This window comes from Thermoflexus sp. (assembly GCF_040289485.1).
Classification (GTDB): Bacteria; Chloroflexota; Anaerolineae; order Thermoflexales; family Thermoflexaceae; genus Thermoflexus.
The window spans coordinates 1-25,747 of record NZ_PSLG01000030.1; the positions used below are offsets into that span (position 1 = coordinate 1).

25 protein-coding genes are annotated in these 25,747 nt (G+C 69.6%); 4 read left to right on the top strand and 21 right to left on the bottom strand.

All coding sequences use genetic code 11. From position 1 onward, the window contains the following. A partial coding sequence (locus C4313_RS06710; RefSeq protein ID WP_352429097.1) for an SIMPL domain-containing protein occupies positions 1 to 616 on the bottom strand: 616 nt, incomplete at its 3' end. Between the two features lie 175 nt (positions 617 to 791). On the opposite strand from C4313_RS06710, the gene C4313_RS06715 reads away from it, so the two are divergent. Then, positions 792 to 1,664: a TIM barrel protein gene (locus C4313_RS06715; protein WP_352429098.1), complete on the top strand. Its 873-nt coding sequence runs from the start codon at positions 792 to 794 to the stop codon at positions 1,662 to 1,664. A 64-nt stretch (positions 1,665 to 1,728) separates the two neighbouring features. Here C4313_RS06715 and C4313_RS06720 read toward each other — a convergent pair whose 3' ends face one another. From C4313_RS06720 to nusA, 11 genes are all read right to left on the bottom strand, one after another. Further along, complete coding sequence (locus C4313_RS06720) at positions 1,729 to 2,610, bottom strand: c-type cytochrome (protein ID WP_352429099.1); 882 nt, start codon at positions 2,608 to 2,610, stop codon at positions 1,729 to 1,731. Positions 2,611 to 2,662: 52 nt separating this feature from the next. Further along, on the bottom strand, positions 2,663 to 4,357 hold the full coding sequence (locus tag C4313_RS06725; RefSeq protein WP_352429100.1) for a cytochrome b: 1,695 nt from the start codon (positions 4,355 to 4,357) through the stop codon (positions 2,663 to 2,665). A gap of 20 nt (positions 4,358 to 4,377) precedes the next feature. Continuing rightward, a complete protein-coding gene (locus tag C4313_RS06730) occupies positions 4,378 to 4,947 on the bottom strand; it encodes a QcrA and Rieske domain-containing protein (RefSeq protein ID WP_352429101.1) in 570 nt (189 codons plus the stop codon). A gap of 147 nt (positions 4,948 to 5,094) precedes the next feature. Further along, positions 5,095 to 6,261, bottom strand: coding sequence for a tRNA pseudouridine(13) synthase TruD (gene truD / locus C4313_RS06735; RefSeq protein ID WP_352429102.1), 1,167 nt, complete (start codon positions 6,259 to 6,261; stop codon positions 5,095 to 5,097). A 22-nt stretch (positions 6,262 to 6,283) separates the two neighbouring features. Further along, a complete protein-coding gene (locus C4313_RS06740; protein WP_352429103.1) occupies positions 6,284 to 7,072 on the bottom strand; it encodes a hypothetical protein in 789 nt (262 codons plus the stop codon). A gap of 40 nt (positions 7,073 to 7,112) precedes the next feature. After that, positions 7,113 to 7,631, bottom strand: a complete 519-nt coding sequence (locus C4313_RS06745) for a Mut7-C RNAse domain-containing protein (protein ID WP_352429104.1) — start codon at positions 7,629 to 7,631, stop codon at positions 7,113 to 7,115. Positions 7,632 to 7,684: 53 nt separating this feature from the next. After that, the gene (gene lysS / locus C4313_RS06750) at positions 7,685 to 9,226 is read right to left on the bottom strand and encodes a lysine--tRNA ligase (RefSeq protein ID WP_352429105.1); all 1,542 of its coding nucleotides are present in this window, start codon (positions 9,224 to 9,226) and stop codon (positions 7,685 to 7,687) included. A 4-nt stretch (positions 9,227 to 9,230) separates the two neighbouring features. Next, on the bottom strand, positions 9,231 to 9,704 hold the full coding sequence (gene greA / locus C4313_RS06755) for a transcription elongation factor GreA (RefSeq protein ID WP_352429106.1): 474 nt from the start codon (positions 9,702 to 9,704) through the stop codon (positions 9,231 to 9,233). Positions 9,705 to 9,985: 281 nt separating this feature from the next. Beyond that, entirely contained in the window at positions 9,986 to 11,770 is a 1,785-nt protein-coding gene (infB, locus tag C4313_RS06760) for a translation initiation factor IF-2 (RefSeq protein ID WP_352429107.1), read from the bottom strand. A 154-nt stretch (positions 11,771 to 11,924) separates the two neighbouring features. Then, on the bottom strand, positions 11,925 to 12,209 hold the full coding sequence (rnpM, locus tag C4313_RS06765; RefSeq protein ID WP_352429108.1) for an RNase P modulator RnpM: 285 nt from the start codon (positions 12,207 to 12,209) through the stop codon (positions 11,925 to 11,927). Between the two features lie 42 nt (positions 12,210 to 12,251). Then, on the bottom strand, positions 12,252 to 14,003 hold the full coding sequence (nusA, locus tag C4313_RS06770) for a transcription termination factor NusA (RefSeq protein ID WP_352429109.1): 1,752 nt from the start codon (positions 14,001 to 14,003) through the stop codon (positions 12,252 to 12,254). Positions 14,004 to 14,311: 308 nt separating this feature from the next. Here nusA and npdG point away from each other — a divergent pair, with 308 nt between their 5' ends. Genes npdG through C4313_RS06785 form a run of 3 tightly spaced genes read left to right on the top strand, consistent with a single transcriptional unit; the run spans position 14,312 to position 16,921 of the window. Further along, on the top strand, positions 14,312 to 14,989 hold the full coding sequence (gene npdG, locus C4313_RS06775; RefSeq protein ID WP_352429110.1) for an NADPH-dependent F420 reductase: 678 nt from the start codon (positions 14,312 to 14,314) through the stop codon (positions 14,987 to 14,989). Between the two features lie 11 nt (positions 14,990 to 15,000). Then, complete coding sequence (gene cofE, locus C4313_RS06780) at positions 15,001 to 15,759, top strand: coenzyme F420-0:L-glutamate ligase (protein WP_352429111.1); 759 nt, start codon at positions 15,001 to 15,003, stop codon at positions 15,757 to 15,759. A 10-nt stretch (positions 15,760 to 15,769) separates the two neighbouring features. Next, a complete protein-coding gene (locus C4313_RS06785) occupies positions 15,770 to 16,921 on the top strand; it encodes a CaiB/BaiF CoA transferase family protein (protein WP_352429112.1) in 1,152 nt (383 codons plus the stop codon). Positions 16,922 to 16,932: 11 nt separating this feature from the next. Here C4313_RS06785 and C4313_RS06790 read toward each other — a convergent pair whose 3' ends face one another. From C4313_RS06790 to C4313_RS06830, 9 genes are all read right to left on the bottom strand, one after another. Further along, positions 16,933 to 17,328 carry a S1C family serine protease gene (locus tag C4313_RS06790; protein WP_352429113.1) on the bottom strand — a complete coding sequence of 132 codons (396 nt, stop codon included), beginning with the start codon at positions 17,326 to 17,328 and terminating at the stop codon, positions 16,933 to 16,935. 40 nt (positions 17,329 to 17,368) lie between these two features. After that, positions 17,369 to 18,661, bottom strand: a complete 1,293-nt coding sequence (gene murA, locus C4313_RS06795; RefSeq protein ID WP_352429114.1) for a UDP-N-acetylglucosamine 1-carboxyvinyltransferase — start codon at positions 18,659 to 18,661, stop codon at positions 17,369 to 17,371. Positions 18,662 to 18,671: 10 nt separating this feature from the next. Beyond that, on the bottom strand, positions 18,672 to 19,526 hold the full coding sequence (locus C4313_RS06800; protein ID WP_352429115.1) for an SAM hydrolase/SAM-dependent halogenase family protein: 855 nt from the start codon (positions 19,524 to 19,526) through the stop codon (positions 18,672 to 18,674). Between the two features lie 370 nt (positions 19,527 to 19,896). Then, a complete protein-coding gene (locus C4313_RS06805; RefSeq protein WP_352429116.1) occupies positions 19,897 to 21,114 on the bottom strand; it encodes a ribonuclease H-like domain-containing protein in 1,218 nt (405 codons plus the stop codon). A 16-nt stretch (positions 21,115 to 21,130) separates the two neighbouring features. After that, complete coding sequence (gene serS / locus C4313_RS06810) at positions 21,131 to 22,408, bottom strand: serine--tRNA ligase (RefSeq protein ID WP_352429117.1); 1,278 nt, start codon at positions 22,406 to 22,408, stop codon at positions 21,131 to 21,133. 100 nt (positions 22,409 to 22,508) lie between these two features. Beyond that, positions 22,509 to 23,372: a Rab family GTPase gene (locus C4313_RS06815; RefSeq protein ID WP_352429118.1), complete on the bottom strand. Its 864-nt coding sequence runs from the start codon at positions 23,370 to 23,372 to the stop codon at positions 22,509 to 22,511. A 19-nt stretch (positions 23,373 to 23,391) separates the two neighbouring features. Continuing rightward, positions 23,392 to 23,658 carry a DUF7990 family protein gene (locus C4313_RS06820; RefSeq protein ID WP_352429119.1) on the bottom strand — a complete coding sequence of 89 codons (267 nt, stop codon included), beginning with the start codon at positions 23,656 to 23,658 and terminating at the stop codon, positions 23,392 to 23,394. A 47-nt stretch (positions 23,659 to 23,705) separates the two neighbouring features. Beyond that, complete coding sequence (locus tag C4313_RS06825) at positions 23,706 to 24,869, bottom strand: hypothetical protein (RefSeq protein ID WP_352429120.1); 1,164 nt, start codon at positions 24,867 to 24,869, stop codon at positions 23,706 to 23,708. 23 nt (positions 24,870 to 24,892) lie between these two features. After that, a complete protein-coding gene (locus tag C4313_RS06830; RefSeq protein WP_352429121.1) occupies positions 24,893 to 25,549 on the bottom strand; it encodes a DUF4388 domain-containing protein in 657 nt (218 codons plus the stop codon). Positions 25,550 to 25,747: the final 198 nt, after the last annotated feature.

Consider the following 25,747-nt stretch of genomic DNA (forward strand, 5'->3'; position numbering starts at 1 on the left):
TGGCGCCGAGGGCGCCGGCCAGCGCCTGGGCGCGGGCCTTCGCGTCCTCCACGGCCAGCCGCCGGGCCTCCATGGCCCGGCGATCGGCGTCGCCCACCTGGAAGGCGACCTGGTCCACCCGGTTGGCCCCGGCCGCCACTGCGGCGTCCACCCCCGCCCCCACGCGGTCGAGATCCCGGAAGAGGGCCCGATATACGTGCGTGACATGGTAAATCGGCGGGCCGAGACGGCGCCCGGTCTGGGGATCCCGCGGCTCTTCGATCCGGATCTGGAAGGCGGCTGTCTGGAGATCGGCCTCCGCCACCCCGTGCGCCTGGAGCGCCTCGCGGACGGCGGCGGCCCGCCGGTTGTTCTCCGCCAAGGCCGTGGCCAGTTGCTCGCCGCTGGTCTCCACCCCCAGGACCACCACCGCCTGGTCCGGGCGGGCCCGCACCATCCCCACCCCGGAGACGGTCAGGCCGCTGCCCTCCCCACCGGTCGTCCGGGCAGCGCTCCCCCGCATCCCCAGGGCCCTGGCCTCTGGGCCCGGGACAGCCGGCGCCGAGGCAGGGCGGCATGCCCCGGCCAGAAGGCCCCAGGCCCCGGCGAGCAGCAACGTCCATCGCAGGGCGTTCATCTTCCCCCTCCGGTGCGCGAGATTTCCGAATTACAGGACGTTGGGCGGCGCCCCTCGGTTCCCCCCTCCCCGGCGGCACGGGAGAGGCCCGAAGGGATGGCGCTGGGGCCGGCGAACCCGGCTAAAATGAGGTCCGAGGGACCATATGCCATCCCGAGGACCGGAGGCCCTTCCAATGGAGCCGGCGTTTTTGTTCGGGACGGTGGGCAACCCCCTTTCCACCCCGCCGAAGCCCGGGGGGACGATCGGCGGCATCCAGCGGATCCGGGAACTGGGCCTGGAGGCCCTGGAACTGGCCTGGGTGCGCAGCGTTCGGGTCTCCGAGGCGACGTGCCGTCAGATCCGGGAGGCCGCCGCCGCCGCTGGGGTGGCCCTGAGCGTCCACGCGCCCTATTTCATCAACCTGAACGCCCAGGATCGGGCAGGATACCAGGCCAGCAAGGACCGGCTGATGGCGGCGGCCCGGGCTGGCTATCAGGCGGGGGCTCCGGACATCGTGTTCCACCCGGGGGCCTATCAGGGGGCGCGGCCGGAGCGGGCCTATGAAACGGTGCGCCGGCGTCTTCAGGAGATTGTGGAGGAACTCCGCGCGGAGGGGGTGGCGGTGACCCTGCGGCCGGAGACGATGGGCAAATCCGCCCTCTTCGGGACCCTGGAGGAGGTGATCCAGTTGGCCCGGGACGTGCCGGGGGTGCTGCCGTGCCTCGACTTCGCCCACCTGCATGCCCGGGCAGGAAATGGTTCCTTCAATTCTTATGAGGAATTCGCCAGGGCGCTGCAGCAAGTGGCGGCCGGGCTGGGGCCCCGCGGGCTGGAGACCCTACACATCCACCTCTCCGGCATCGCCTACACCCGCAAAGGGGAGCGCCACCATCTGGTCCTCCAGGAGGCCGACCTCCGCTACGAGGAACTGCTCCAGGCCCTCATCGACCTGGGCGGCCGCGGCCGGATCCTCTGCGAGAGCCCGAACCTTGAGGAGGACGCCCTGCTCCTGCAGGCCACTTACCGGCGCCTGCTGGAACGCCGGGCGCCCGCCCCCCGTCCCTAAAAAAAGCCCTCCCCCCCGCGCTCTCGGGCGCGCAGGGGGAGGGCCCCCTTTGAACGCCGCCCCTTCACTTCTGGGTCATCAGGAAAGCGATCAGATCCGCCAGGTCCTGAGCCGACATGAGGTTGCCCAGGTTGGCCGGCATCTTGGAGACCCCTGGGGAGGCGGCGTATTTATCCGGCTCGACGATATAGGCGTTGGGCTGCTGGATCGACTCGCGGATGTATTCCTCCGGCGTCTTCGCCTGCCCTTTGTAATCCGGGGCCTTGATGCGCTCAGCCGCCCGCGTGGCGATGCCCGCCAGGGAGGGGCCGACAAGGACCTCGCCGGGCTTCAGGCTGTGACAAGCCTTGCACGAGGCGGCGGCGCCGCTGGCCTGCTTGACCTCCTGGTTCCACAGGGCTGCGCCCCGTTGCGGATCCCCCGGCGGCAGCGGCTTGGTCAGATCGGAGCCGACCGCCTCGAAGGCGGGCGTCGGCGCGGGGGCCGGGCCGGCCGCCTGCCAGTTCAGGATGAACTCCACCAAGTTTTCGATCTGGTCCGGCCGCAACGGCCCCCCGAAGTCCTGGGACCAGGTGGGCATGGCCTCGGCGTAGGTCTCCTCGGGGCGATAGGTGGTGCGGATGGGACGGCCGGCGGCGATGGTCAGTTTGATGAAGTTGCGCAGGGAGTTGGCGTAGCCCTGGGCCTTGAGGGCCTCATAATGCTGGAAGACGCCCGGGTTCAGGCTCGGCCCCTTGCCGGGCACCCCTTCCCCCCCAGGGCCGTGGCAGATGGAGCAGTATTGCTCATAGAGGAGGGCCCCGTTCTCGATGGCCTTGGCCTTGTGCATGGCCTCGAAACGAGCCATCTGCTGCTCCTCCGTCAGCCAGACCGTCCCGATGGTGATAACCGTGGCCAACATCAAAACCGTCGCGCCGATGATGCGGCGGGTCACCAGATCGAACATCGGATCCCTCCGAGGATCAGTTGCCGTTCGCCCAGATCGAAGGGCCGGCCCTTCACTCGCCACCGTATCCGCCGTCCCGGTGGAGGTAGATGGCCTGCTTGGTCTCCTGGAAGACCGGCTTGCCGTCTGGGCCCAGGACCGGCTGGTGCCGCTCGTCCAACTTCAGGAAGTAGATGGCCAACTCGAAGCGCTTGAGCCCGGGCTGGACCTCGCTGATGCGCACGATGGCATAGCCCTGGGGGAGGTGCGGGTCCCGCTCGATGCGCGCCTTCAGATCCTCCAGCACCCGGGCCAGACGCGGGGCGCCTGTCGGCAACTGAAGATCCCGCGTGTCGTAAGTGCCTGGGACCAGTTGCCCATATGGGATGGTGCGCACCTTGCCCTCGCCGAAGAGCGGATCCGGGTTCAGGGGCATGAACTCCTGGATCACCTCGACGTCCGCCGAGGAGGTGACGGCGAAGGCAGGGGTGCCCATATAGGTCAGCAGCGTCCAGGCGGCCACCCCTACCAGGCCGGCCACCAGGGCCTTACGCCGGTGGCTGTAACGGCGGCTGATGTTGAAATCAAGATAAGGCATGATCAACAGGAACAGCAGGATCAGCCCGGGGAGGATCACCCCCATGATCGTCTTGCTGTTGTAGATGGAGGCCGGCGGCCGAGGCAACCCCAGCCGGTCCAGCGCCAGCAGGAAGGGGTCCTTCAGCAGGCCCTGGAGCCACAGGAAATACCAGGGCGCCGTGGTGTGCAAGGGCGTGTTCAGGGGATCGGCATGCTGTTCGAGGGGAGCATCGTAGAAGAAGGCGGCCCCGATGACCAAGAAGGCGATCAGGGCGATCCCCCAAAGGGCCTCCTGAATGGCGATGTCGGGGATATAAGGCACCCGCTTCTCCGGCGGGACCTTGCGGGCGGTGTCGTCGCCCACCGCCTCCATCTCCGGCGGCAGGGAAAGGCCGTGGCGCACCACTTTGTAGTAATGCACGAAGAAGACGAAGAAGAGCAGCAGCGGCAGGAAGATCACGTGGAGCAGATAGAAGCGCAACAGGCCGGCGGCCCCGATATCGGGCGCCCCGCGCAGGATCAAGTTGACGACGCGGCCCAGGGCGGGGGGCGGCGTCGCCTCCGCCATGCTGGTCCCGATGGTCACCGCCCAATAGGAGAGCTGATCCCAGGGCAGCAGATACCCGCTGAAGGACAGGAAAAGGGTAAAGACAAGCAGGATCACCCCCGTAGCCCAAGTGAACTGGCGGGGCCGCTTGTAGGAGGCGGTGAAGAAGGTGCGCAGCATGTGCAGCATCACCGCCACCACCATCGCCTCCGCCCCCAGCCGGTGGATGTCCCGCATCAGCTGCCCGAAGGGGACGTTGTTCAGGATGCGCAGCATGTTCTCATAGGCGACCAGGGGCGACGGCGTGTAAAAGATCATCAGGAAGATCCCGGTGATGGTTTCAATCAAGAAGAGGTAGAAACTCAGGAGGCCGAGACGGAAGGTGGGGTAAAGCCGCGTCACCGCCTCGTGGTAGAACGAGGGCTTGATGTGCAGGATGAAGCCTTCGGTGTGCGGCTTCACCCGCGGGTTAGGTCGGGGCGGGGGCTCACCCCGGATGATGTTGCGCACCTCGGTCAGCGGGATCCCCGCCGTGACCCGGGTGACCAGTTCGTCCAGGTGCATGAAGATCACCCGGCGCCACCCGTATTGCTGCACCTCTTTCTGCAAGGTGGGGATGGGCTCCGGCCAACGCAACGCCATCGCTCCTCCTCCTCAGGGGGTCACGCCTGCTTCCGCTGGGCGGGCTTGCCCAGGATCTTCTTCCCCGTGTCCACCTCGACGGTCAGGTTGGGATCCGGCACCGGCAGCGGGTTCCCCTCCGCATCCGTCTGGGCCACCACCCGCCCGCTGGCGTCCTTGAGGTAGATCACAAAGCGGTCCAGGTTGCGGGGCGCCGGCCCCTCGATGTAGGTGCCGTCGATCTGGAACTTGGAGCCGTGGCACGGGCACTCGAACCGGAAGTTGCTCGGCACCCATTTATACAGGCAGCCCAGGTGGGTGCACACCTTGTAGATGGCGAGGATCCCCTTCTCTGTGTTCACCAGCCAGATCTTGGCCTCGGGGTATTCCTTGGGGCCCTCGCCGACCTTGGGCAACACCTCCCCCGCCCGGCCGAAGGGGAAGATCCCGCCGAACTCGCCCACCTTGAACCGGGGCAGGGCGAACAGCACGCTCACCCCGCCCAACTCGGCCATGAAGAGGGCCATGGAGGCAGCCCAGACGTAGGTGAGGAACTCCCGACGGGTGATCCCCGGTGCCATCGCTCCGCTGACCGCCTGCGCCTCCGCCATCGTCCACCTCCTTCCCGAAAATCCCCCTGGGCTGGACAGAGAAGAGGAGCCCGGGCGCCCACCCAATCCAGAAACAGGGGCGCCCGGCTCCCCAAGGATCGTGTCCACTATAACATATGGGAGCGGGGCTGGTCAACGGCAGCGGGATCAAAATCCGAAACCCGTCTCCAATATGGGACGATCCATCCGGGCGGCGAGGGCTTTCAACAGCAGGGTGCCATAGGCCCCGGGCGGCAACTCGAACCGCAGGAGCGCCCAGGGGCCCTCCGAATCCCGGCCTTCCGCGAGCAGGGTCAGCCCTCGGGGCTGACACCAAACCCGCCGCCGGGTGGGAGCCGGCGCGATCTCCAGCAGGGGACCCCTGCGAAAGCGCTCCAAGGGAAGACCCTCCTCAGCCAGCACCTCAGCCATCGCCGCCGCCCACGGGGGCCCATAGCGCGCCCGCCGGTGCGGCAGCGGCACCTCGTCCGCCGCCTCCGGCGGGCGGGCTTCGGGCAAGGGGAACGGCTCCCCCCGGATCGTCACATCCTGATGGGGATAGCGGACGAACACGCGGGCGACCGCCAGGTTCCACAACCAGGAGCGATAGGCATCCACCCACAGAATCCGTAGGCGCCTCGGGATCCGGCGCACTGCCTGGCGGAACGCGGCAGGGTGATCCTTGAGGAAGGTCAGCAGGCTCCGGTAGGTGGACGGACGAGGCGCGCACGTGAACATCGCTGCCCAATCGCCCCACAGGGAGCGCGCCCGCGCCTTGAAGGCCCGCACCGCGGAAGAGTCTGCCCGCGTCGGAACGGTGAGATACCGGCGCAGGACCTCCTCCGCCTGGCCGAGGAGGAGGAAACGCCCGAGGAATCCTCCCTCCGGGCTCCAGGACCCGAACCGTTGATCATCGAAGTAGTTCGGGAAGCCCTCCTCCGCCAAGCGCTTCAGATCCCGGGGGAGCCGCTCCTGCTCCGCCTCGGTCAACGCCCGCAGCCGGACCGTGAACCGGTTCCCCCGCAGATCGTGCGGGCCCGGCGGCCGGTCCGCCTCCCCCACCCGGACGGCCTCGAAGCCGGGCCCGCGCAGGCGGTCGGGCCCGCGCCCGCGCACCCCGGCCATCTGGACGGCGAGGGCCATCCGGTCTTTCAGGGCGGGAAAGATCACCGCCCGCTGGGGCACCCCCAGCCGGGCCGCCAGTTCTGCCTGGACCTCCAGCGTGGTCCGCCCCCATTTCCGCACCCGGTAGAGCGTATACGGCCCCCCGGGGCGCAGGGGGATCTCCATGAGTTCCTCGACGACGAAATCTTTCGGACGGACCTTCCACCGCACGCGGCGATCGCCCGGAGGAGGATCAGGGGCTGCTGCGCACGATCCACACCGTCAGGCCGAGGGCGACGATCCAGAGCAGGGTCTGGGCAGGGAGACGGCGGGCGAGGCGCTCTTCCATCAACGCCAGGCCGATGAGGGCCAGCCCATAGGCCCCCGGCCCGTGCCCCAGCGCCACCGCCCACGCCACCCAGGCGGCCCAGGCCGGCCCGCGCAGGACCGGGCACTGGAATCCGGCCCAGGCCAGTCCAAGGGGGAGGCCGGCGAGGAAGGCCGAGGGCGTGGGAAGGCCGACCGCGATCCCCAGCCACCAGGGAAAGGTTCCCAACGCCAGCCCCTCGAGGAGGGCCCGCACCATCGGCCGGGGGATCCGGCGGGCCAGCCCCAGGGCGGCCCCTGCCCCCAGGGTCAGCACCCCCCCGATCGGCCCCACCAGCAGGATCCCCACTCCCAGGGCCAGCAGCGCTGTCACCAGCGCTCCGATCCGGTCGGGGGCCCACCGAGCGCAGGCCCGTAACCATGCGTACAAAGCCTGGCCCTCCCGGAGCCCACGGTCCGCCAGGCTGCCGGGCTGCAGATAGGGCAGCGAAAGCCCCCGGGGTGTAGCCGCTGCTGGCCGTGTCGGAGCCTGTTCCCATGGGGCCTCCAGCGCCAGCCAGCGGAGGGCCTGCCAGCCTCCCTCGGCCACCAGGAGCGCCCCGAGGGCCGGAGCCGGATGGGCAAGCCCGGAGCCCGCGGCCAGGGCGGCCATCCCGGCCAGCAGGGCCTCGCCTCGGCCGAAGACCCAGAACAGGGGCTGGGGTGCACGCGCCACAGGGGGTTGCCCAGGAGGGCCCATCGTGCGGAACGCCCGTCTATATGGAGATTCTGGGGCCTTCGCCGTCTCCCGCCCGCAGGCGGTCGCCCCCCAGGGCCCGCAGGACTGTCTGCATGCGCTCGAAGTGGGAGCCGGGCCAGTAGATCCGGCCGCACTGGGGGCAGCGGTGGAACCGCTCATGGTGCTGCCAGATGAAGGCCGGGACGCACAGAGCCACCGCTTCCTTGGGGACGACCAGGAGGCGGGCGTTGCAAACCGGGCAGCGGGAGAATGGCGCATCCAGGGGCTCTCCGAAGCGCTGGCGGATGGCCTGGAGCTGGTCGATGAGGTCATCGCGGTCGATCAGGAACGCCTGGGGACCGCCCCGCCGGGCCAGCGCGTGATCCCGGGTGAGGAGGATCCGATCCTCCGCCCAGGCGATCCGGAGCAAGGCGTCGTCATCGAGGGACGGGTCGTAGTGGGTGTCGTAGCCCAGGATACGCAGCCATTTCGCCAGGCGGCCGAGCATCGTGTCGGCCACAAAGCGGGCGGAACGCGGGTTCGGCGGCCGATCCATACGAACCCCCTATGCCCAGCGGGAGGTTCGACCGGCGGGCGGCGGCATGGATCTCACTCCCCATCGGGGCCGGCCCCCGGGCCGGCCGCCAGTTCCTCCAGTTCGGCCTCGTCGAGGCGGCGCTCCCGGGGCCGCAGGTGGGGGAAGAGGATGACCTCGCGGATCGAGCGGCGATCGGTGAAGAGCATGGTCAAACGGTCGATCCCCAGGCCCAGCCCTCCGTTCGGCGGCATGCCGTAGCGCATGGCGTCCAAGTAATCCTCGTCCATCGGATGGGCCTCCTCGTCGCCGGCCTCCCGGGCCCGCCCCTGCTCCAAAAAGCGCTGCTCCTGATCCAGGGGGTCGTTCAGTTCAGTGAAGGCGTTGCAGATCTCCATCCCCCCGATGAACCCCTCGAACCGCTCCACCGTGTCCGGGTCCCCCGGCCGGGCCTTGGCCAGGGGAGAGATCTCCCGGGGATAATCGTAAACAAAGGTCGGCTGGATGAGGTTGGGCTCCACGAACTTGGAGATCAGATCGTCGATCAGCTTCCCCCGGCTGGCCCGGGGGTCGACCTCCAGGCCGCGGGCGGCTATGGCTGCCGCCAGGGACTCGCAGGTGGGATGCTGATCGATGTCGATCCCGGCGAACTCCAGGACGGCCTCGCGCAGGGGGATGCGGCGCCAGGGCAGGGAGAGGTCGATCTCGTGGCCCTGGTAAGTCAGCGTGCGCCGGCCCAGGACCCGATCGGCCACGAAGGCGACCAGCTCCTCGGTGAGGCGCATCATGTCCTGATAGTCGGCGTAGGCCATATAACATTCCATCTGGGTGAACTCGGGGTTGTGTTTGAAGGAGACGCCCTCGTTGCGGAAATCCCGGCCGATCTCGTAGACCCGCTCGAACATCCCCACCAGCAGGCGCTTGAGGTAGAGCTCGAAACTGATGCGCAGGTAGAGCGTCTGCTTCAGTTCATTGTGGTAAGTGACGAAGGGGCGGGCCGAGGCCCCGCCGTAGATCGGCTGCAGGATCGGCGTCTCCACTTCGATGAAGCCGTGGGCGTCCAGGAAGGCCCGGATGGCCTGGATCAGGGCCGCTCGGGTGCGGAAGACCTCCCGAACCCCCGGGTTCATCATCAGGTCGAGATAGCGCCGCCGGTAGCGGGTCTCGACGTCCTTGAGGCCGTGCCAGCGGGAGGGCGGAGGATAGATGGCCTTGGCCAACATCCGGAAATCCCGCACCCGAAGGGAGACCTCTCCCGTCCGGGTGCGCATCATGGTCCCCTCGGCCTCCAGGAAATCCCCCAGGTCGAACATCTCCTGGAAGAAGCGGTAACGCTCCTCCCCCAGGTCGTCATAGCGCAGGAAAAGCTGCAGCCGCCCGGTCCCGTCCTGGAGGTCCGCGAAAGTGACCTTCCCCATGGTCCGCACGGCCGTCAGGCGGCCTGCCACCACGGCCTCCACCGCCCCGTCGCGGTCCTCCATCTCCAGGAAGGCCTGGATGGCCTGGGCGTTGGTGTGGGTACGCCGGGAACGGGAGGGATAAGGATCGATGCCCTGGGCCCGCAACCGGGCCACCTTCTCCAGACGACGGCGGACGATCTCCCGGAAGAGCGCCATGGCCTCATTCGATCTGGAGGATGCGGAAGCGAAAGACCCCGTCCGGCGCGCTTACAGTGACCACCTCGCCAACGCGGCGGCCGAGCAGCGCCTGCCCCAGGGGGGACTCGTTGGAGATCCGCCCGTGGGCCGGATCCGCCTCGGCGGATCCGACTACCTGATACCGCTCCGGGGTCGGGCTCCCTTCCTCCTGAATGGTCACCCAACTTCCCAGGGTCACCATGGTCTTGGGGCCCGCTGTCTCCTCGATGATGATGGCCCGCCGGAGCATGGACTCCAGGGTGAGAATGCGGCCTTCCACAAACGCTTGCTCGATCTTGGCCGCCTCATATTCCGCGTTCTCGTCGTAGTTCCCCTCATCCATCGCCAGGTTCAGCCGCCTGGCCACCTCTTGACGCCGAACGGTGCGGAGATATTCCAGTTCCTCCAGCAACTTCTGATAACCTTCTCGGGTCAAATAGATCGGCTGCTCGCTCATAGGACCTCGCTTCCGAAAATTCGGTGTTGGATACAACACGGGGATCACCCACAGAGGCCTAGCACGGGGCCCCCGCCCTTCCGTTGAAAAATAGGATGTTTGCGCCCCTCCAGAGGGGCACAAACATCCCGATCGACCGGCTGAAGACCGGATCCTTCATAACCCCTGACCGGTTCCGATGTCCCAAGGGCCGTCGGCCCGCCGTCCGCGGGGGCGCCGTTCGGGCGTTTCCATTATAACACGGATGGGGAGGCGGGACCAAGCCGCCCCCCTCCCCTGGCTCAGGCGGCCACCGTCTCGCGGACGAAGCACTCCAGGATGTCGCCCACGGCGAAGTCGTGGAAGCCCTCCACGCCCACACCGCACTCGTAGCCGGCCCGCACCTCCGTCACATCGTCCTTGTAGCGCTTGAGGGAGGCGATGCGGCCCTCGTAGAGCCGCTGGCCGCCCCGCAGGACCCGGACCATGGCGTTCCGCCGGATCTCGCCGTCCCGGACGTAGCATCCGGCCACCTGTCCGCCCTTCACCTTGAAGACCTGGCGCACCTCGGCGTGGCCGAGGACCCGCTCCTGGACGGTGGGGGCCAGCATGCCCTTGAGGGCCTTCTCCAGGTCCTCCTCGATGTGATAGATCACGTTGTAAAGCCGCAGGTCCACCCCCTCGCTCTCGGCCAGCCGCCTGGCCGCCGGGTCGACGGGGACGTTGAACCCGATGATGATGGCCTCTGAGGCCGCCGCCAGGATGACGTCCGAGACGCTGATCTCCCCGGCGTCGGCATGGAGGACGTTCAGTTGCAACTGGCCCTGGGCGTGCTTCTCCACCAACCGCTGGAGCAAGCCGATGATGGGCTCGATGGAGCCCTGGACGTCCGTCTTGACGATGACGTTGAACTCCCGGACCTTGCCGGCCTGCATGCGGCGGTAGAGGTCCTCCAGGCTCAGGCGCCGAGTCTGGCGCTGGCGCTGGCGCTCCGCCGCCCGCCGCTCCGCCCGCTCGCGGGCCTCCCGCTCGCTCTCCACCACCTCAAAAAGATCCCCGGCCTCGGGGACGTCGGAGAGCCCCAGCACCTCCACCGGCGTGGAGGGCGGCGCCTTCTTCAGGGGCCGGCCCCGATCGTCGAACATCGCCCGGACCCGGCCGTAGACCGCGCCGGCCACCACGATATCCCCCTGCTTGAGAGTGCCGTTCTGCACCAGGAGGGTGGCCACCGGTCCCCGCCGGTCCACCCGAGCATCGATCACCGTCCCCACCGCAGGGCGATCCGGGTTGGCCTTGATCTCGCGGCCCTCGGCCACCAGCAAGATGGCCTCCAGCAGGTCTTCGATCCCGATGCGTTGCTTGGCCGAGACCTTGACCACAATGGTGTCGCCCCCGTATTCCTGGGGCACCAGGCCGAGGTCGGCCAACTGGCTCATCACCCGCTCGACGTTGGCCGTCGGCTTATCGATCTTGTTCAGGGCCACGATGACGGGGAGGCGGGCCGCCCGGGCGTGGGCGAGGGCCTCTCGGGTCTGGGGCATAACCCCGTCGTCCGCCGCCACCACCAGGACAGCGATGTCGGTGACCTGGGCGCCGCGGGCCCGCATCTGGGTGAAGGCCTCATGGCCAGGGGTGTCCAGGAAGGTGATCTTGCGGCCGTTGTATTCGACCTGATAGGCCCCGATCCGCTGGGTGATCTGCCCCACCTCCTGGGCGGCCACGTTGGTCCGGCGGATGGCATCCAGCAGGGTGGTCTTCCCGTGGTCCACATGGCCCAGGACCACCACCACGGGCGGCCGGGGCTTCATCTTGGCGGGGTCTTCCCCAGCGTAAAGCCGCTCCCAGAGCAGTGAGGGGCCCTCCTCCTCCACCGCCTCCGGGGGCCGCTGCTCCCGCGGCTCGAAGCCGAACTCGTGGGCCACCAGGGCCGCCGTCTCATAATCGATGCGCTGGTTGATGCTGGCCATGATGCCGTTGTGCATCAGCACCTTGATCACATCGATGGGACTGACCGACATCAGCGCGGCCAGCTCGCGCACCGTGATGGTCGCCGGGATCTCGATCTCTTTCCGCCCGTTCTGCCGCATCCGCCACCTCCTTGGGAAGATCGGGTCTCCGCGCGGGGCTGCCACCCCTCGCAGGAACCCCCATGCAAAAACGCCGGCACGGTGGCCAGGGCCGACCGTGCCGGCGGATCCCTCTGCGCGTCGGCCGGAGGGCCTCTCCTCGCAGGAGACGCCATCAGGCCTCATCCTCCGGCAGGGTCGCCGCGTAGGCCACCAGCGCCATCCGGTCCTCCTCCGGCAACGCCTCGATCCGCAGGGCGTGTTCCAAACGCCCGTCCTTCAGGGCCCGCTCCCAGCAGGAGCGGCGGGGATGGAGGTAGGCCCCCCGGCCCGACTTCTTCCCGGTCGGATCGATCAGCACACGGCCCTCAGGGGTGCGGACGATCCGGATCAGTTCCCGTTTCGCCCGCACCTGCCGGCAGCCGACGCAGGTGCGCTGCGGGATGTGCCTGCGCGCCATAGCCCTCCCATCCGATCGGCCCGCGGGGGACCGCCCTCCGCCTCACTCGTCCAGCCAATCCTGGACGCGGCCCCCTCGCATGCGCCGCAGCCACGTTTCATCCTCGAAGTCGATCTCATAGCGGACCCGCCGGCGCTCCTTCGGCTTGCCCGCCTTCTTGCGCCGGCGCAATTCCTCCTCGTCCTCATCCGTTTCATCGACGTCCACCCCCAGCGGCACCGGCTCCGACGGCGGCAGCAGGCCCTCTGCAGGCATCTCCGCCGGCTCCAGCAGCGCCTCCACCGCCTCGGCCTCCGACGGGCCCTCGCCCTCCGGGCGGCCTTCGATCGGCTCCAGGACAGCTGGCGTCGGGGTTGCCTCCGGCGGCACGTCGGAGGTCGCCGGCGCAGGGCTCCAGGTCTCCTCGGGCGCGACCGCGACCGGGATCTCCTCTTCCGGCGGCCGCTCCGTCGGGGCCTCCGCCGGCTCCAGCCCCTCGGACGGCACAGCAGCCGTCTCGGTCGCAGCGACCTTCTGGGCCTTCCGGCGGGCCCGCTCCGCCTCCCGATGCGCCAGGTAGGCCTGATAGGCCGCCTCCAGGAAGGCCCGGGCATCCCGCAGTTCGTCAGCGGACCAGGGCAGGTGCGGCTGGGATTTGTGCCGAGCCAGGGCCTCCTCCATGGCCGGGATCAGGCGGGCGGCTTCCCCCATCCAAGCCTGCAGGTTCAGGTCGCGCACCCGAGGCAGCCACTGCTCCAGGGCCTCGGTCAGGCTGTGAATGTCGATCCGCCAGCCGGTCAGCCGGGCCGCCAGCCGGGCGTTGAGCCCCTCCCGCCCGATGGCCAGGGAGAGCTGATCGTCCGGGACGATCACCTGGGCAGTCCGCTCGGAGCGTTTCTCCTCGAACAAGTGCACCGTGAGCACTCGGGCCGGGCTGAGGGCCTTGGCGATGAAGACCGCGGGGTCCGGATGCCATTCGATCACGTCGATCTTCTCGCCGCCCAGTTCGTGGACCAGGCTCTGGATGCGCATGCCGCGCTGGCCGATGCACGCGCCCACCGGGTCGATGTTGGGCTGGGTGGCCACCACCGCCACCTTGGTCCGCTGACCCGGCTCCCGCGCGATGGCCTTGATCTCGACCAGGCCGTTGTAGATCTCCGGCACCTCGGTCTCCAGCAGGCGCCGGACCATGTTCTTGTGCGTCCGCGAGAGGATGATCTGGGGCCCCCGCGGGGTCTGCCGCACCTCCGCCAGATAAGCCCGGATGCGCTGGTGGGGCTGCAGCCGCTCGCCTGGCACCATCTGGTTGCGCGGCAGGATCGCCTCGGCCCGCCCCTGGGCGAGGAGCACCGTGGCCCCCTGCGGGGTGACCGCCTGGACCACCCCGTGGACGATCTCCCCTTCCTGCTCGGAGAAGTAACGATAGAGATGCTCCCGCTCGGCCTCCCGGATCCGCTGCAGGATGATCTGCCGGACGTTCTGGGCAGCGACCCGCTGCATGAAGTTGGCCGGCGTCACGTCCACCCGCAACGTGTCCCCCACGCGGACGTCGGGGCGGATCCGCCGCGCCTCCGCCAGGGCGATCTCCGCCCGAGGGTCCCGGACCTCCTCCACCACCGTCTTCTGGGTGAAGACCCGCACCCGGCCGCTCTCCAAGTCGATCTCCACATCCACCGCCTGGGCGTTCGACGTGTCGGTCATGCGGCGGAAGACGGTGGCCAACGCCCCCTTGAGGACGTCCAGGACGATCTCGCGGGGGAGGTTCCGCTCGGACGCGATCTGATTGACCGCCAACAACAGTTCGCTCTTGGCCATCCGGTGCGCTCCCTCTCTACGGGCTCCGCGCGCTGTCGATGCCCACCCCGCTCCCCGGCCTCCCGGACCCCGAAAGGCCGGCGTCCACCGGCCTATTAACAACACAGGGGCGCTTCCTGCGCCCCTGGCCGGATGGGCCTCGTCTCATCAGATTTCAACTACATTTTAACACAGCCCAACAGAACGTCAAGAGGAACCCCCGCGGCGGGAGGCGAGGGATTGCCCCTGCCCCTGTTCCCCTCCATAATGGGGTGAAAGGGCCCGGCGTGCCGGGCCCTTCTCCATCCCAAACCCGGAGGCAGCCGGCCATGGCGGACCGACCGCGCATCGCTGTCCTCGGCGGAACGGGGAAGGAGGGTTCAGGCCTGGCCCTCCGCTGGGCCCGAGCAGGGTTCCCGGTGGCGATCGGCTCCCGGGATCTGGAGCGGGCACGGGCGGCGGTGGAGCGCCTGCGCCCCCTGGCCTCTGCGGCCTCGCTCTACGGCCTCACGAACGCGGAGGCGGCGGCCTGGGGCGAGGTGGTCGTGATCGCCGTCCCCTACGAGGGCCACGGGCCGTTGTTGGAGGCCCTCCGAGAGACCTTGCGTGGCAAACGCGTCATCGACGTGGTGGTCCCCCTGGATCCCCAAAACCCGCGCCGCTATGCGCCCCCTCCGGAGGGCTCGGCCACGGCGGAGGCCCAGCGGATCCTGGGGCCGGAGACGCCGGTGGTGGGGGCCTTCCACAACATTTCTCACCACCTCCTCCACGACCCAGAGGGAACCCCGGACTGCGATGTGCTGGTGGTCGGCGATCATCGGGAGGCGAAGGCGGAGGCCATCGCCCTGGCCGAGGCCATCGGGCTCACGGCCTACGACGCCGGACCCCTGGCCAACGCCTCCATCGTGGAGGGCCTGACCGCGGTGCTCATCGGCCTCAACATGCGCTATAAAACGCGGGGGGCTGGCATTCGCATCACCGGGATCCCCAAACGCCGATCCTCGTGAGGGCCGGCCGGATGGAGCCTGTGGTGCTGTTACCCTTGGAGGGTTTGCCCCTGGTCCGTCCGGGCGACGACCTGGTGGCGCTGCTGGGGGAGGCCCTGGCGCGCATCGGCGGCCCCCGGCCGGGGGACATCCTGGTGGTGGCCCAGAAGATCGTGTCCAAGGCGGAAGGGCGCTTCGTGCGCCTGGCCGACGTGGTCCCCTCCCCCCAGGCGGTGGAACTGGCGCAGCTCACCGGCAAAGACCCCCGCTTGGTGGAAGTGATCCTCTGGGACACGGCGGAGGTCCTGCGGGCACGGCCCGGGTTGATCATCGTCGAGCACCGCCTGGGGTTCGTCTGCGCCAACGCCGGGGTGGATCGCTCGAACGTGGCCCCGGAGGGGGAGGAGGTGGTGCTGCGGCTCCCCGCCGATCCGGACGCGTCGGCGCGGCGCCTCCGGGAGGGGCTGGCCCAGCGGTTCGGGGTGGACCTAGGGGTGGTGATCGCCGACAGCCACGGCCGCGCCCACCGCAAAGGGGTGATCGGCGTGGCCATCGGGGTGAGCGGCCTGCCAGCCCTAGAGGACTGGCGAGGGCGCCGGGATCTGTTCGGCTACACCCTGCAACACACCGAGGTGGCCCTGGGGGATCTGCTGGCCTCGGCGGCAACGCTGCTGCTGGGCCAGGCTGCCGAGGGCGTCCCGGCCGTGCTGATCCGCGGGGTCCCCTTCACGCCGCGGGAGGGCTCGGCCCGGGAACTGATCCGGGAGCGGATCCACGACCTTTTCCGGTGAGGGGGATGGGATGCTGCTCGCAGGGATCCGAGTGCTGGATCTGACCCGGCTGCTGCCGGGCCCCTTCGCCACCCAATGGCTGGCGGCGATGGGGGCGGAGGTGATCCGCATCGAACCTCCTTCGGGGGGGGACTGGCTCCGGGAGATGCCGCCGATGTCTGAGGGCATGGGGGCCTGGTTCACCGCGGTGAACCGGGGCAAGAAGAGCGTGGCCATCCATCTGAAGGACCCTCGAGGCCGCGCCCTGTTCCTCCGCCTGGTCCGCTCGGCCGACGTGGTGGTGGAGGGTTTCCGGCCCGGGGTGATGGACCGACTGGGCCTGGGGCCGGAGGTCCTGCTCGCCCAACAGCCCCGCCTGGTCTACGCGGCCCTGCGGGGCTACGGCCCTGGTAGCCGCTGGCGGGAGCGGGCCGGCCACGACCTCAACTACCTGGCGCTGGCTGGCTTTGTCGGGTTGAACGCTCCCCGGGAGGAGCCCCCGATCCCGCCGCCGGTCCCGGTGGCCGACTTCGGAGGGGCGATGGCCCTGGCCCTCGCCGTGGCGGCCGGCCTCTTCCACCGGGAGCGGACGGGGCGGGGCGTGGTCCTCGACGCCGCGATGTTCGAGGTGGTGGCCTCCTGGATGCACCCCTTCTGGCTGGCCCACCGGGCGGGGATGCCCGCGGCCCGCGAGGGGATGCCGCTGAACGGCGCCTTCCCGTGCTACCGGGTTTATCGCACCGCCGACGGCGGCGCCATGGCCCTGGCCGCCCTGGAGCCCGCCTTCTGGCAGGCCTTCTGCGAGGCGGTGGGGCGGCCGGAATGGATCCCGCGGGCTTTCGACCCCACCCTGATCCCAGAGGTGGCGGCCCTGTTCGGCCAGCGGACCCGAAAGGCGTGGGAGGCGCTGGCCGCCTCCCTCGACGTCTGCCTGGAGCCGGTCCTGGAGCCGGAGGAGGCCATCGGGGCCCTCCCGGAACTGGCACCGGCCTTCGCCCTTGAGCGGGGGACAGCAGCCCTACCCTTCACCGTGGACGGCCGCCGGCTAGAGGCCCAGGGAAGCCCTCCCCGCCTCGGGGAACACACCCTGGAGGTCCTCGAGGCCCTGGGAGAAGATCCGGAGGTCCTGCGGGATCTCGCCCGCCAGGGGGTGCTGGGGATCCCGGCCGATCGCCCGGGATGAGCGCGCCCCGGCTACGGTCGGGTCCCCAGCGGGACGGAGAACGAGCGTTCCTGGCCGTCGCGGATCACCGTAAGGGTGACCGTCTCGCCGGGGCGCCGGCTCCGGAGCCGGTCCGGTAGGGGATGGGCGGCGTCCACCGGCTCCCCATCCAGGCGGACGATGCGGTCCCCGGGCTGCAGACCCGCTCGCTGCGCGGGGCTGTTCGGGAGCACGGCCACGATCACCGCGCCGTCCTCCCGATGCACTACCACCGCGCCTAAGAAAGGAGACGAAGCGGCCCCGGCGCCCGATCGGCCGGCCAGGTAGCCGAGCAAGCCGCCCACGGCCAGCCCGACGCACCCACAGGCCAGGCCGACGAGAACCACCAGGGCGATCCACAGGGCGGTCCCCGATCGGTTCCCGCGCATGGCTGGGCTCCGTCTTCCCTGGCGGGACGGCCCGGCGCCCTCACCGTTCCACCCGCTCGATGGCCGCCCCCAGGGTCCGCAGTTTCCCGTCCAGGTCCTCGTAGCCCCGATCGATCTGGACGATGTTGCGGATGACGCTGGTCCCCTCTGCACACAGGGCAGCGATCACCAAAGCCATCCCCGCCCGGATGTCCGGGCTCTCCAGCCGCTCCCCGTGGAGAGGGGAGGGGCCGTACACCAGACAACGATGGGGATCACACAGGACGATCCGTGCCCCCATGGCGATGAGTTTATCCACGAAATAGAGACGGCTCTCGAACATCTTCTCGTGGAAGAGCACTGGGCCGGCGGCCTGCGTGGCCACCACGATGGCGATGCTCATTAGATCGGCCGGGAAGCCCGGCCACGGGGCGTCCTCGATCTTGGGGATGTGCCCTCCGATGTCCGGCACCACCCGCAGGGGCTGGTCGGGAGGCACGAAGAGGTCTTCCCCGTGGCACTTGAAGTGAACTCCCAACCGTCGGTAGACCATCTGGATCATGCGCAGGTGATGGGGAACAGCCCGGCGGATCCAGACGCCGTCTCCCACCAGGGCGGCCAGCCCGATGAAGGAGCCCACCTCGATGTGGTCCGACTCGATCTCCCACTCCCCTCCCCCCAGCCGGTCCACCCCCTGGATCACCAGGGTGTTGGAGCCGATCCCCTCGATGCGAGCGCCGAGGCGATTCAGGAACTGGCAGAGGGACTGGACATGGGGCTCGGAGGCGGCGTTACGGATCACGGTGGTGCCCCGGGCCAGAACCGCCGCCATCACCGCGTTCTCTGTGGCCGTCACGCTGGTCTCGTCCAGGAGGATGTCCTGCCCCGAGAGGCGCCCCCGCGCCCGCAGGCGGAAGACCCGGTTGACCTCATAGCCGGCCCCCAGGGCCTCGAAGGCCAGGAAGTGGGTATCCAGCCGCCGCCGTCCGATCACGTCCCCGCCCGGGGGAGGCATCTCCACCTCGCCGAAGCGGGCCAGCAGCGGGCCGGCCAACAGGATGCTGGCCCGGATGTCCCGACACAGTTCGGGGTTGAGGGGGCGGGGCCGCACCCTCCGCGTGTTGATGCGCAGGGTATGGGGATCCAGTTCCTCAATGGTCGCCCCCAGATCGTCCAGCAGCTGCAACATCGTGCGGACATCGCGGATGCGCGGGACGTTGCGCAGGATCACCGGCTCATCGGCCAGCAGGCTGGCGGCGATCAGCGGGAGGGCGGCGTTCTTGTTGCCGCTGGGCCGCACCTCGCCGGCCAGCCGGCGCCCGCCTTGGATGACGAAATACGCCTCCCGGGCCATCGGCTCCCCCTCACTCCAGCGCCAGCAAACGAACCCGCACCACCACCGGATCGCCCCGGCGGGCCTCCAGGGCCGCGGCGGCGCAGCCGTTAACCAGGCCGATCTCCAGGAAGCCGGAACTGCCGGGGTAGGCGATCAGATCCCCCGGCCGCCCCTCCGCGAAGGTGTGCACGATCCCGGACAGCACCCGGTCGCCGATCTCCACCCGGGCTTCCCCGGCCCGGAACTGCACGGGGAAGCGCCAGGCCAACGGCCCGAAGGCCGGCTGGAGGACCAGCGTGGCCCCCTGCCAGCGCAGCCGGCCGATGCTGGTCACCAGGTTCCCGAACCGATCGGCGTGGAGCACTTCCCCGACGATCCGTTCTTCCTCCAATTCGAGGCGCGGGGGCGGCAGGCGGACAGGGTCGGGCACCGGCGGCCCGAAGGCCTGGGGAGGAACCCCGCGGGCCAGGTGGGCCGCCGCGGGGGCGAAGACATCACGGCCGTGGAACGTGAAACTGACCCGGGGCAGCCGGTAGGCCGGCTCCTGGATGGCGTAGCATCGGGCCTCCGGATGGTTCTCTAGGACGAAACTGAACACCCCGTTGTCCGGCCCAACGAACAGCGCCTCCCCGGCCTCCACCACCAGCGCCCGACGGCCGCTGCCCACCCCGGGATCGACCACCACCACGTGGATGGTGCCCGGCGGGAAATAGGGCGCCGCCTCGGCCACCACAAAGGCCGCCCGCCGGATGTCCTGCGGCGGGATATGATGGCTGAGGTCCACCAGGCGCACCTCCGGGGCGATGCCCAGGATCACCCCTTTCATCGTCCCCACATAACCGTCCTCGTCCCCGAAATCCGTGGTCAGCGTGATCACCCGCATCGGCATTCACCTCCTATCCCGAACGAAGAAAGGGGCGCACCGTTGTACGCCCCTTCCCCTCCCGAACGACGCTGGCCAGCGCCCACGCCCCGGATGGGTATTATATCCACGGGCCGGTCCGCGGTGGAACCGTTCACCTGATGGCCGGTGAGGTTGAAAGTCCGCGGATAAGACATCGCAACCTTGCTCCTTCCGCTGCCTGGAGCGACGGCGGCGGTGTCGCGCTGCCTTCCCGACCGAGCCGGCCGAATAAGAGGCGGTCCTCCGAAGCCTGAGTGGGCCTCTCTGGCGCGCCCGGCCCTGGAGGTCCTCGGAGGGACGGGCCCGCTGCGCTTCCGGCCGCCGATGAAGACCAGGTCGAGGCGCGCCCTCACGGGCCGCCCCACCCGCCGACGGCATCGCCGTTGAGGTCCAGGAGGGCTCCCCGCAAGAGCCGACGCCGCAGCCGCTCCGCCAGCGGCCGCCAGCGCTCGGGGAACGGCTGGGCCTCGATCCGCTCCAGGGCGATGCCCGCCCAGCGGACGGCCTCGCGGAGATCTCCGACCGTCCGCTCGTAGTAGTGGGCCAGGCGGGCCGCCGGCAGCACATCCTCGGGGACGGCGAGGGCCCACCGTCGCCAGACGGCGGCGGCCTCGTGGATCCGCCCCTGCCGATGGAGCAGCGTCCCCAGGGCCTGTCCGGCGGCCCGGAGGAGCCCCGGGTCGCCCGCCGCCTCCTCCAGCGCCCGGCGCAAGGCCCGCTCCGCGGCCTCCCAGCGCCCGCTCTCCAGATACCACCGGCCCAACTGCACCCAGTCCCCGCCCTGGACGGCAGGATCGGCCTCCGGGGCCTCGAAGAGATGCGCCATCCGGGCCGCCAGGACGACCATGGAGAGCACGTCCTGACGGTTGTGGAGGAAGACGCCCTCCAGGAGCCCCGGATCCCGCTGTTCCAGATACGACCAATAGCGGGCGGGGATCTCGTGGCCCGGCACGTCCTCCGGGGAGCGCGCCAGTCCCAGGACAGCCTCCTCTAGGGCCATCAGCGCCCGGGAGGCCAGGCGACGCCGCCACAGCCGTCGGGCCGTGGGCAACAGATCCCAGTGGGGGACCTCCAGGCCGGGCCAGCGGAGCCGGTGCAGTCCCAGGCGCATCTCGATCAAGGGCAGATCGAACCCGCGGCCGTTGAAGGTCACCAGGCCCTGGACCCCCGCCGTTCCGGCGATGAAGGCCGACCAGAAGGCAGGCTCTGCCGCTGGGTCGGCCAGGAAGATCTGTCGGAAGACCAGCGATTCCCCCTCGATCCGGGCCAGGCCGACCAGGAAGATCAGGGTCCCCGCCCCGCCCACCAGGCCCGTCGTCTCCGTGTCCAGGAAAAGCACCCGATCCGCCGGCACGTCCAGCCAGTCGGGATGGCCCGCCAGGGTGGCCACCGCAGCCGGCGGGGCCGTCCGCCACGCCTCGAACGGAAGCTCCCCATGCCATTCGGTCAGGGGCAGGACCTCCTCCCGCAGCCAGGCGCCGCGCGTCCCTGCGCCGACAGAGGAGAAGCGTGGGACAGCGGATCCGCGCAGCCGCTGCCAGCGGGCCTCCAGGGAACCGGGGTCCATGGGACGCTCCCTCCGGCTATTTCGCCCCGCGCAGGACCTCCACCCCCAGATAGGGGCGCAGGACCTCAGGGACGACGATGCTGCCATCCCGCTGCTGGTAGTTCTCCAGGATGGCGATCACCGTGCGAGGCAGCCCCAGGCCTGAGCCGTTGAGGGTGTGGACGTAGCGAGGCCGGGCGCCGGGGCGGGGGCGGTAGCGCAGGTTCGCCCGCCGGGCCTGGAAATCCTCCGTGTTGCTGACCGAACTGACCTCCAGCCACTCCCCGCAGCCGGCCGCATAGACCTCCACGTCATACGTCTTGGCCGCCGCGAACCCCAGATCCCCGGTGCAGATCTCCACCACGCGGGTCGGCAGGCCCAGGCGGCGGCAGGTGTCCACCACGTCCTCCACCATCTTCTCCAGTTCGAGGTAGGAGGTCTCCGGGGTGGTGAACGTATACAGTTCCACCTTGTCGAACTGATGCCCCCGCTTGATCCCCCGCACGTCCCGCCCGGCCGACATCCGCTCGCGGCGGAAACAGGGGGTGTAGGCGACGTAGTAAAGGGGGAGCTGGTCCGCGTCCAGGATCTCGTCACGGTGGAGGTTGGTGAGGGGCACCTCGGCAGTGGGGACCAGCCACAGGTCATCCTCGACGTCGTGGTAGAGGTTGTCCTCGAACTTGGGCAACTGGCCCGCTCCCACCAGGGCCTCGCGCTTGACCACGAAGGGCACGTAGACCTCAGTGTAACCGTGGACCTGGGTGTGCAAATCCAGGAGCCAGGAGATGAGGGCCCGCTCCAAGCGGGCCCCCAGCCCCCAGAGCACGTAGAAGCGGCTCCCCGCCAGTTTCACGCCGCGCTCGAAGTCGATGAGGCCCAGGCGGGGGCCCAGTTCCCAGTGGGGGAGCGGGGTGAAATCGAACTCAGGGAGGGCCCCCTCCACGCGCACTACCCGGTTGGCGGATTCGTCGGGGCCCACGGGGACGCTGGGGTGGGGGAGGTTGGGGAACTGCAGCAGCAGCGCCTCCCGCTGCGCCTCCAGGTCCCGGAGCCGCGCCTCCTCCGCGGCCAGGCGCTCGCCCAGCGCCCGCATCTCGGCGATGCGGGCCTCACGGTCCGGGCCCGGGGGCATCTTCGCAATGTCCCGGGAGACCCGATTGCGCACCGCCCGCAGCCGCTCCACCTCCCGCAACGTCGATCGGTAGGCCTCGTCCACCTCCAGGAAACGGTCCACCAGATCGGGCGGCTCCCCGCGATGGCGAAGCCCCGCCCGGACCTCCTCCGGGTTGCTTCGGATGCGCTCCACATCGAGCATGGGGTTCACCCCTCCGGGCGCGCTTGGGATGGCCAATGGGGGCCGGATATAACCATAAATCTGCTGTGGGGCCCCCGTCAACCAGGGGGCCTCGGAGATCTCACGGGAGGGAGCCCTGCAGAGCCGCCCGGGCCAACGCCCGGAAAAACTCGGGGATCCCTGCACCCGTGAGGCACGAGGTTTCGAAATAAGGGGTGCCCCATGCACGGGCGAGGGTTTCCGCCTCCAGGCGGGAGACCTCTCGCGGGAGGTCGGCCTTGTTCCCCACCAGAAACAGGGGGATGCCGCCCGCGTGGTCCCGCAGCTCCCGCCACCAGCCCAGGAGCTGGTAGAAGGAGAGGCGGTTGCTGAGGTCAAAGACCAACGCCCCGGCCGCCGCGCCCCGATAGAAGAGATCCCGCACGGCGGCGAAGCGCCGCTGCCCGCCCACGTCCCACACCACCAGACGCACGGCGACGTCATCGACCTCCACCGGGCAGACATGGATGTCTACCCCGACGGTCATCCGACGGCGGGGGTCGAAGACGCGCTGCAGGTAATACATAGCCAGGGAAGTTTTGCCCACCGCCGCCTCCCCCGCCAGCAGCACCTTGCGCACCGGGATCTCCCGTTTCGGTTCCGCGGGCCCACCCCGGAGCAGGGCCTCCAGATCCGACCACGGGCAGGAGGCGGGGGGGATCCAATCCCATGGCCCCTCGGCGGGTTGGCCGACCGCAACGGCCCGCTCGCTCAACCGGATGAGCAACGGGCGCGCCCCTGCCGGGCCCCAGCGGGCCGGCCATCCCTCCGGGATCTCCTCGCCCGCGACCAGGATCGCGTCCAGGGGCTCCTCCGCCACGGGCAGGGCGCGGGCCTCGTGGGGCGCCAGGGCCATGATCTCCCAATCCGACGACGCCGATTCCAGAAGGCCCGTGTAGCGGGCGAGATCCGCTGGGTCGACGATCAAGAGGATCCGCCGTCGCAAAGCCCCCATCTCCTCGCCCCTAAAACAGCATGTCCGTGAGGTCCCGCTCGCGGAGGAGGCGCCGACGCCAGGCATGGATCTGGGGCACGATAAAGGGAAGCAGCCGCAGGCCGTAATACGGGGGGATGATGGGGATCCCGACCAGATCCCCGAAGGTGATCAGCAGGAAAAGGTGCTCCATGGCCCCTCTCTGGCGCAGGTTCGCCCGCACCATATCGTGCAGGGCCATCCCGTAAAGGATCTCCCCAACGACCCTCCCCAGACGGCGGATCCCCTCGAGCCCCATCGGCCCTCTCCCCTCGCGGCGAGCGAGGAAACGCCCAGCGCCCCGCGCTACCCAATGGCCAGATCCGGGCGGGGCCCCTCCGCCACCCGGATCGGGGTCTGATACCAGCGCACCGCCTCCCCCACGCGGGCCCGCACCTGCCAGCCGAGGCTTTTGGGGGCAGCCTCGATGGCCTGGCGCAGCCGCCCCAGGCGCTCGCGGACCCGGGATCGCTCCGGATCCTCCCACCCCGCGACCAGCCGGTCCACGCGCTCCAGGTTCATCGTGACCGTCCGATACCATCCCCAATCCTCCGCGCACAGCCCGGCGATCACCCCCAGGTCCACGGCCTCCGGCTGTTCCCCCTCCTTCACCTCATGGTCGAGCAGCAGGACCGCCATCTCCACCAGGTCGGCCTCCCGGGCCTCCACCACCTGCAGGCGGGAGAGCAACAACCACGTGGGCGGCAGGGTCACGTCCTCGCGGGTCAGGACGGCGGCGAACGCCACCCGGTGATACATCTCATACACGTCCAAGAACACATCCACCGGCCAGCCGGCCGGAGGCTTCCGGAAATGGAGCCGTCGGGTTCCGTAGAAGGCGTTGAACCGAGAGAACGGCTCGTAGCCTTGTCCCTCCAGGAAGGCCGCGATGGCCTTCCCCTGGGCGGCGGGGGCCGCCAGCACGAGTCCTGGATCGGCGGGCTCCGCCAGATAACGGGAAGCGGAAGGCGCGTGATAGACGACGCCGGCGCTGCCCAGCAGCCGGAGGGTCAACCCCGCCGCCCGGGCCGCCTCCACCAGACGCCGCCCCTCGTCCACCAGATCCTGCGCCCACGTCGAAAGCCGCGGAGCAGCGGAGCGGGGCCGGCGGGAGGCCGGCGGGCGCTCCTTCAACGCCGCAGCCAGGGACCGGATCACCGGGTTGAGCCCCAGGTCCAGCAACGGCCGGTTGATGGATGGCGCGCAACTGACCCCCAGGAACCCCCCAGGGATCCGACGGAGGATCCAACGCCGCTCGGTGAACGCCAGTTCGATCTCCTGGATCCGCCGGCGGGAGCCCTCCAGGGCCCCAAAGGCCCGGGCGACCATCCGAACCGCCGCAGCCAGACCCTCCGGCGGGAAGCGCTCCGGCATGGTGCTGGCCTGGAGGCTCCCTTCCTCGTTGAACAGGAACCCCCCCTCCACACCAGGGATGGTATGGACCTCGCGGAGCAGCGCTTCCAAGTCCATGCGGACCTTCCCTCCTCCAAGGATCAAGAGAGGCGGGCCATCGCCTCCGAGCGCACCAGGGCCGGCGAGGCCTGGGGAGAGAGCCACAGCCCGACGATGAAGGGGGGAAGGGAGAGGACCAGAAGACGTCCCTGGGGCTCACTGACCAGGACGTATTCGAAGGAGCCCATGGGGAGAAGATCGGCGATGGCGTTCGCGGCCGCCGCGAGATACACCGCGATCGCCCCTTCCACCTCCCCTTTGCCTTCCGGCATCTCCGCCGCCATGACCACGCCGTCCGGGCCGCAGACCACCACGCCGAGGACCCCCTCGATGGGACGGAGCCGGGCGATCAACCCAGCGGGCGTGCGGGGCAAGGGGCCAGGGGCCTCCGACTCTTGGACGGCCCGTTGCATGCCCTCTAAGAGCAACACCTGCCACGGGCGGTGGAGAGTGCGCTCCGGGCTCGGGACCTCATCCTCGAGGGTGAACCACCCATCGCTCCATTCCAGCAACCGCCACAGCGCAGGCTCCCCCTTTATATCCCCACAGACGGCGTGGACGATCTCCCCGTCGGCGAAGTAGATCTCCCCTTCCCAGTCCCCGTGTCGGAGCCGCAAGCGTGCGGAAGCCCGCGATCGGCAACTCGTCTCGATCAGCGCGGCCAAAGGGATCTCCCGCAAGCTCCCGGTGGTCGCCATCACCCACCCCCTCTGGACGGCCCCTGCGGCCGCGGAGCGCCCCGGCCAGGCCCACCCATTCGGTGGTCTTTCTGATTTTAAAACCGTTTTTGCCAAAAGGGAAGGAACGGTTTGAAAATCAGCCCCTGGATCGAGACTGCCAGCGCCGGGACCAAGAGGACCCCAGCCCGCCCAACGCCAAGGCATTCAATAACACAA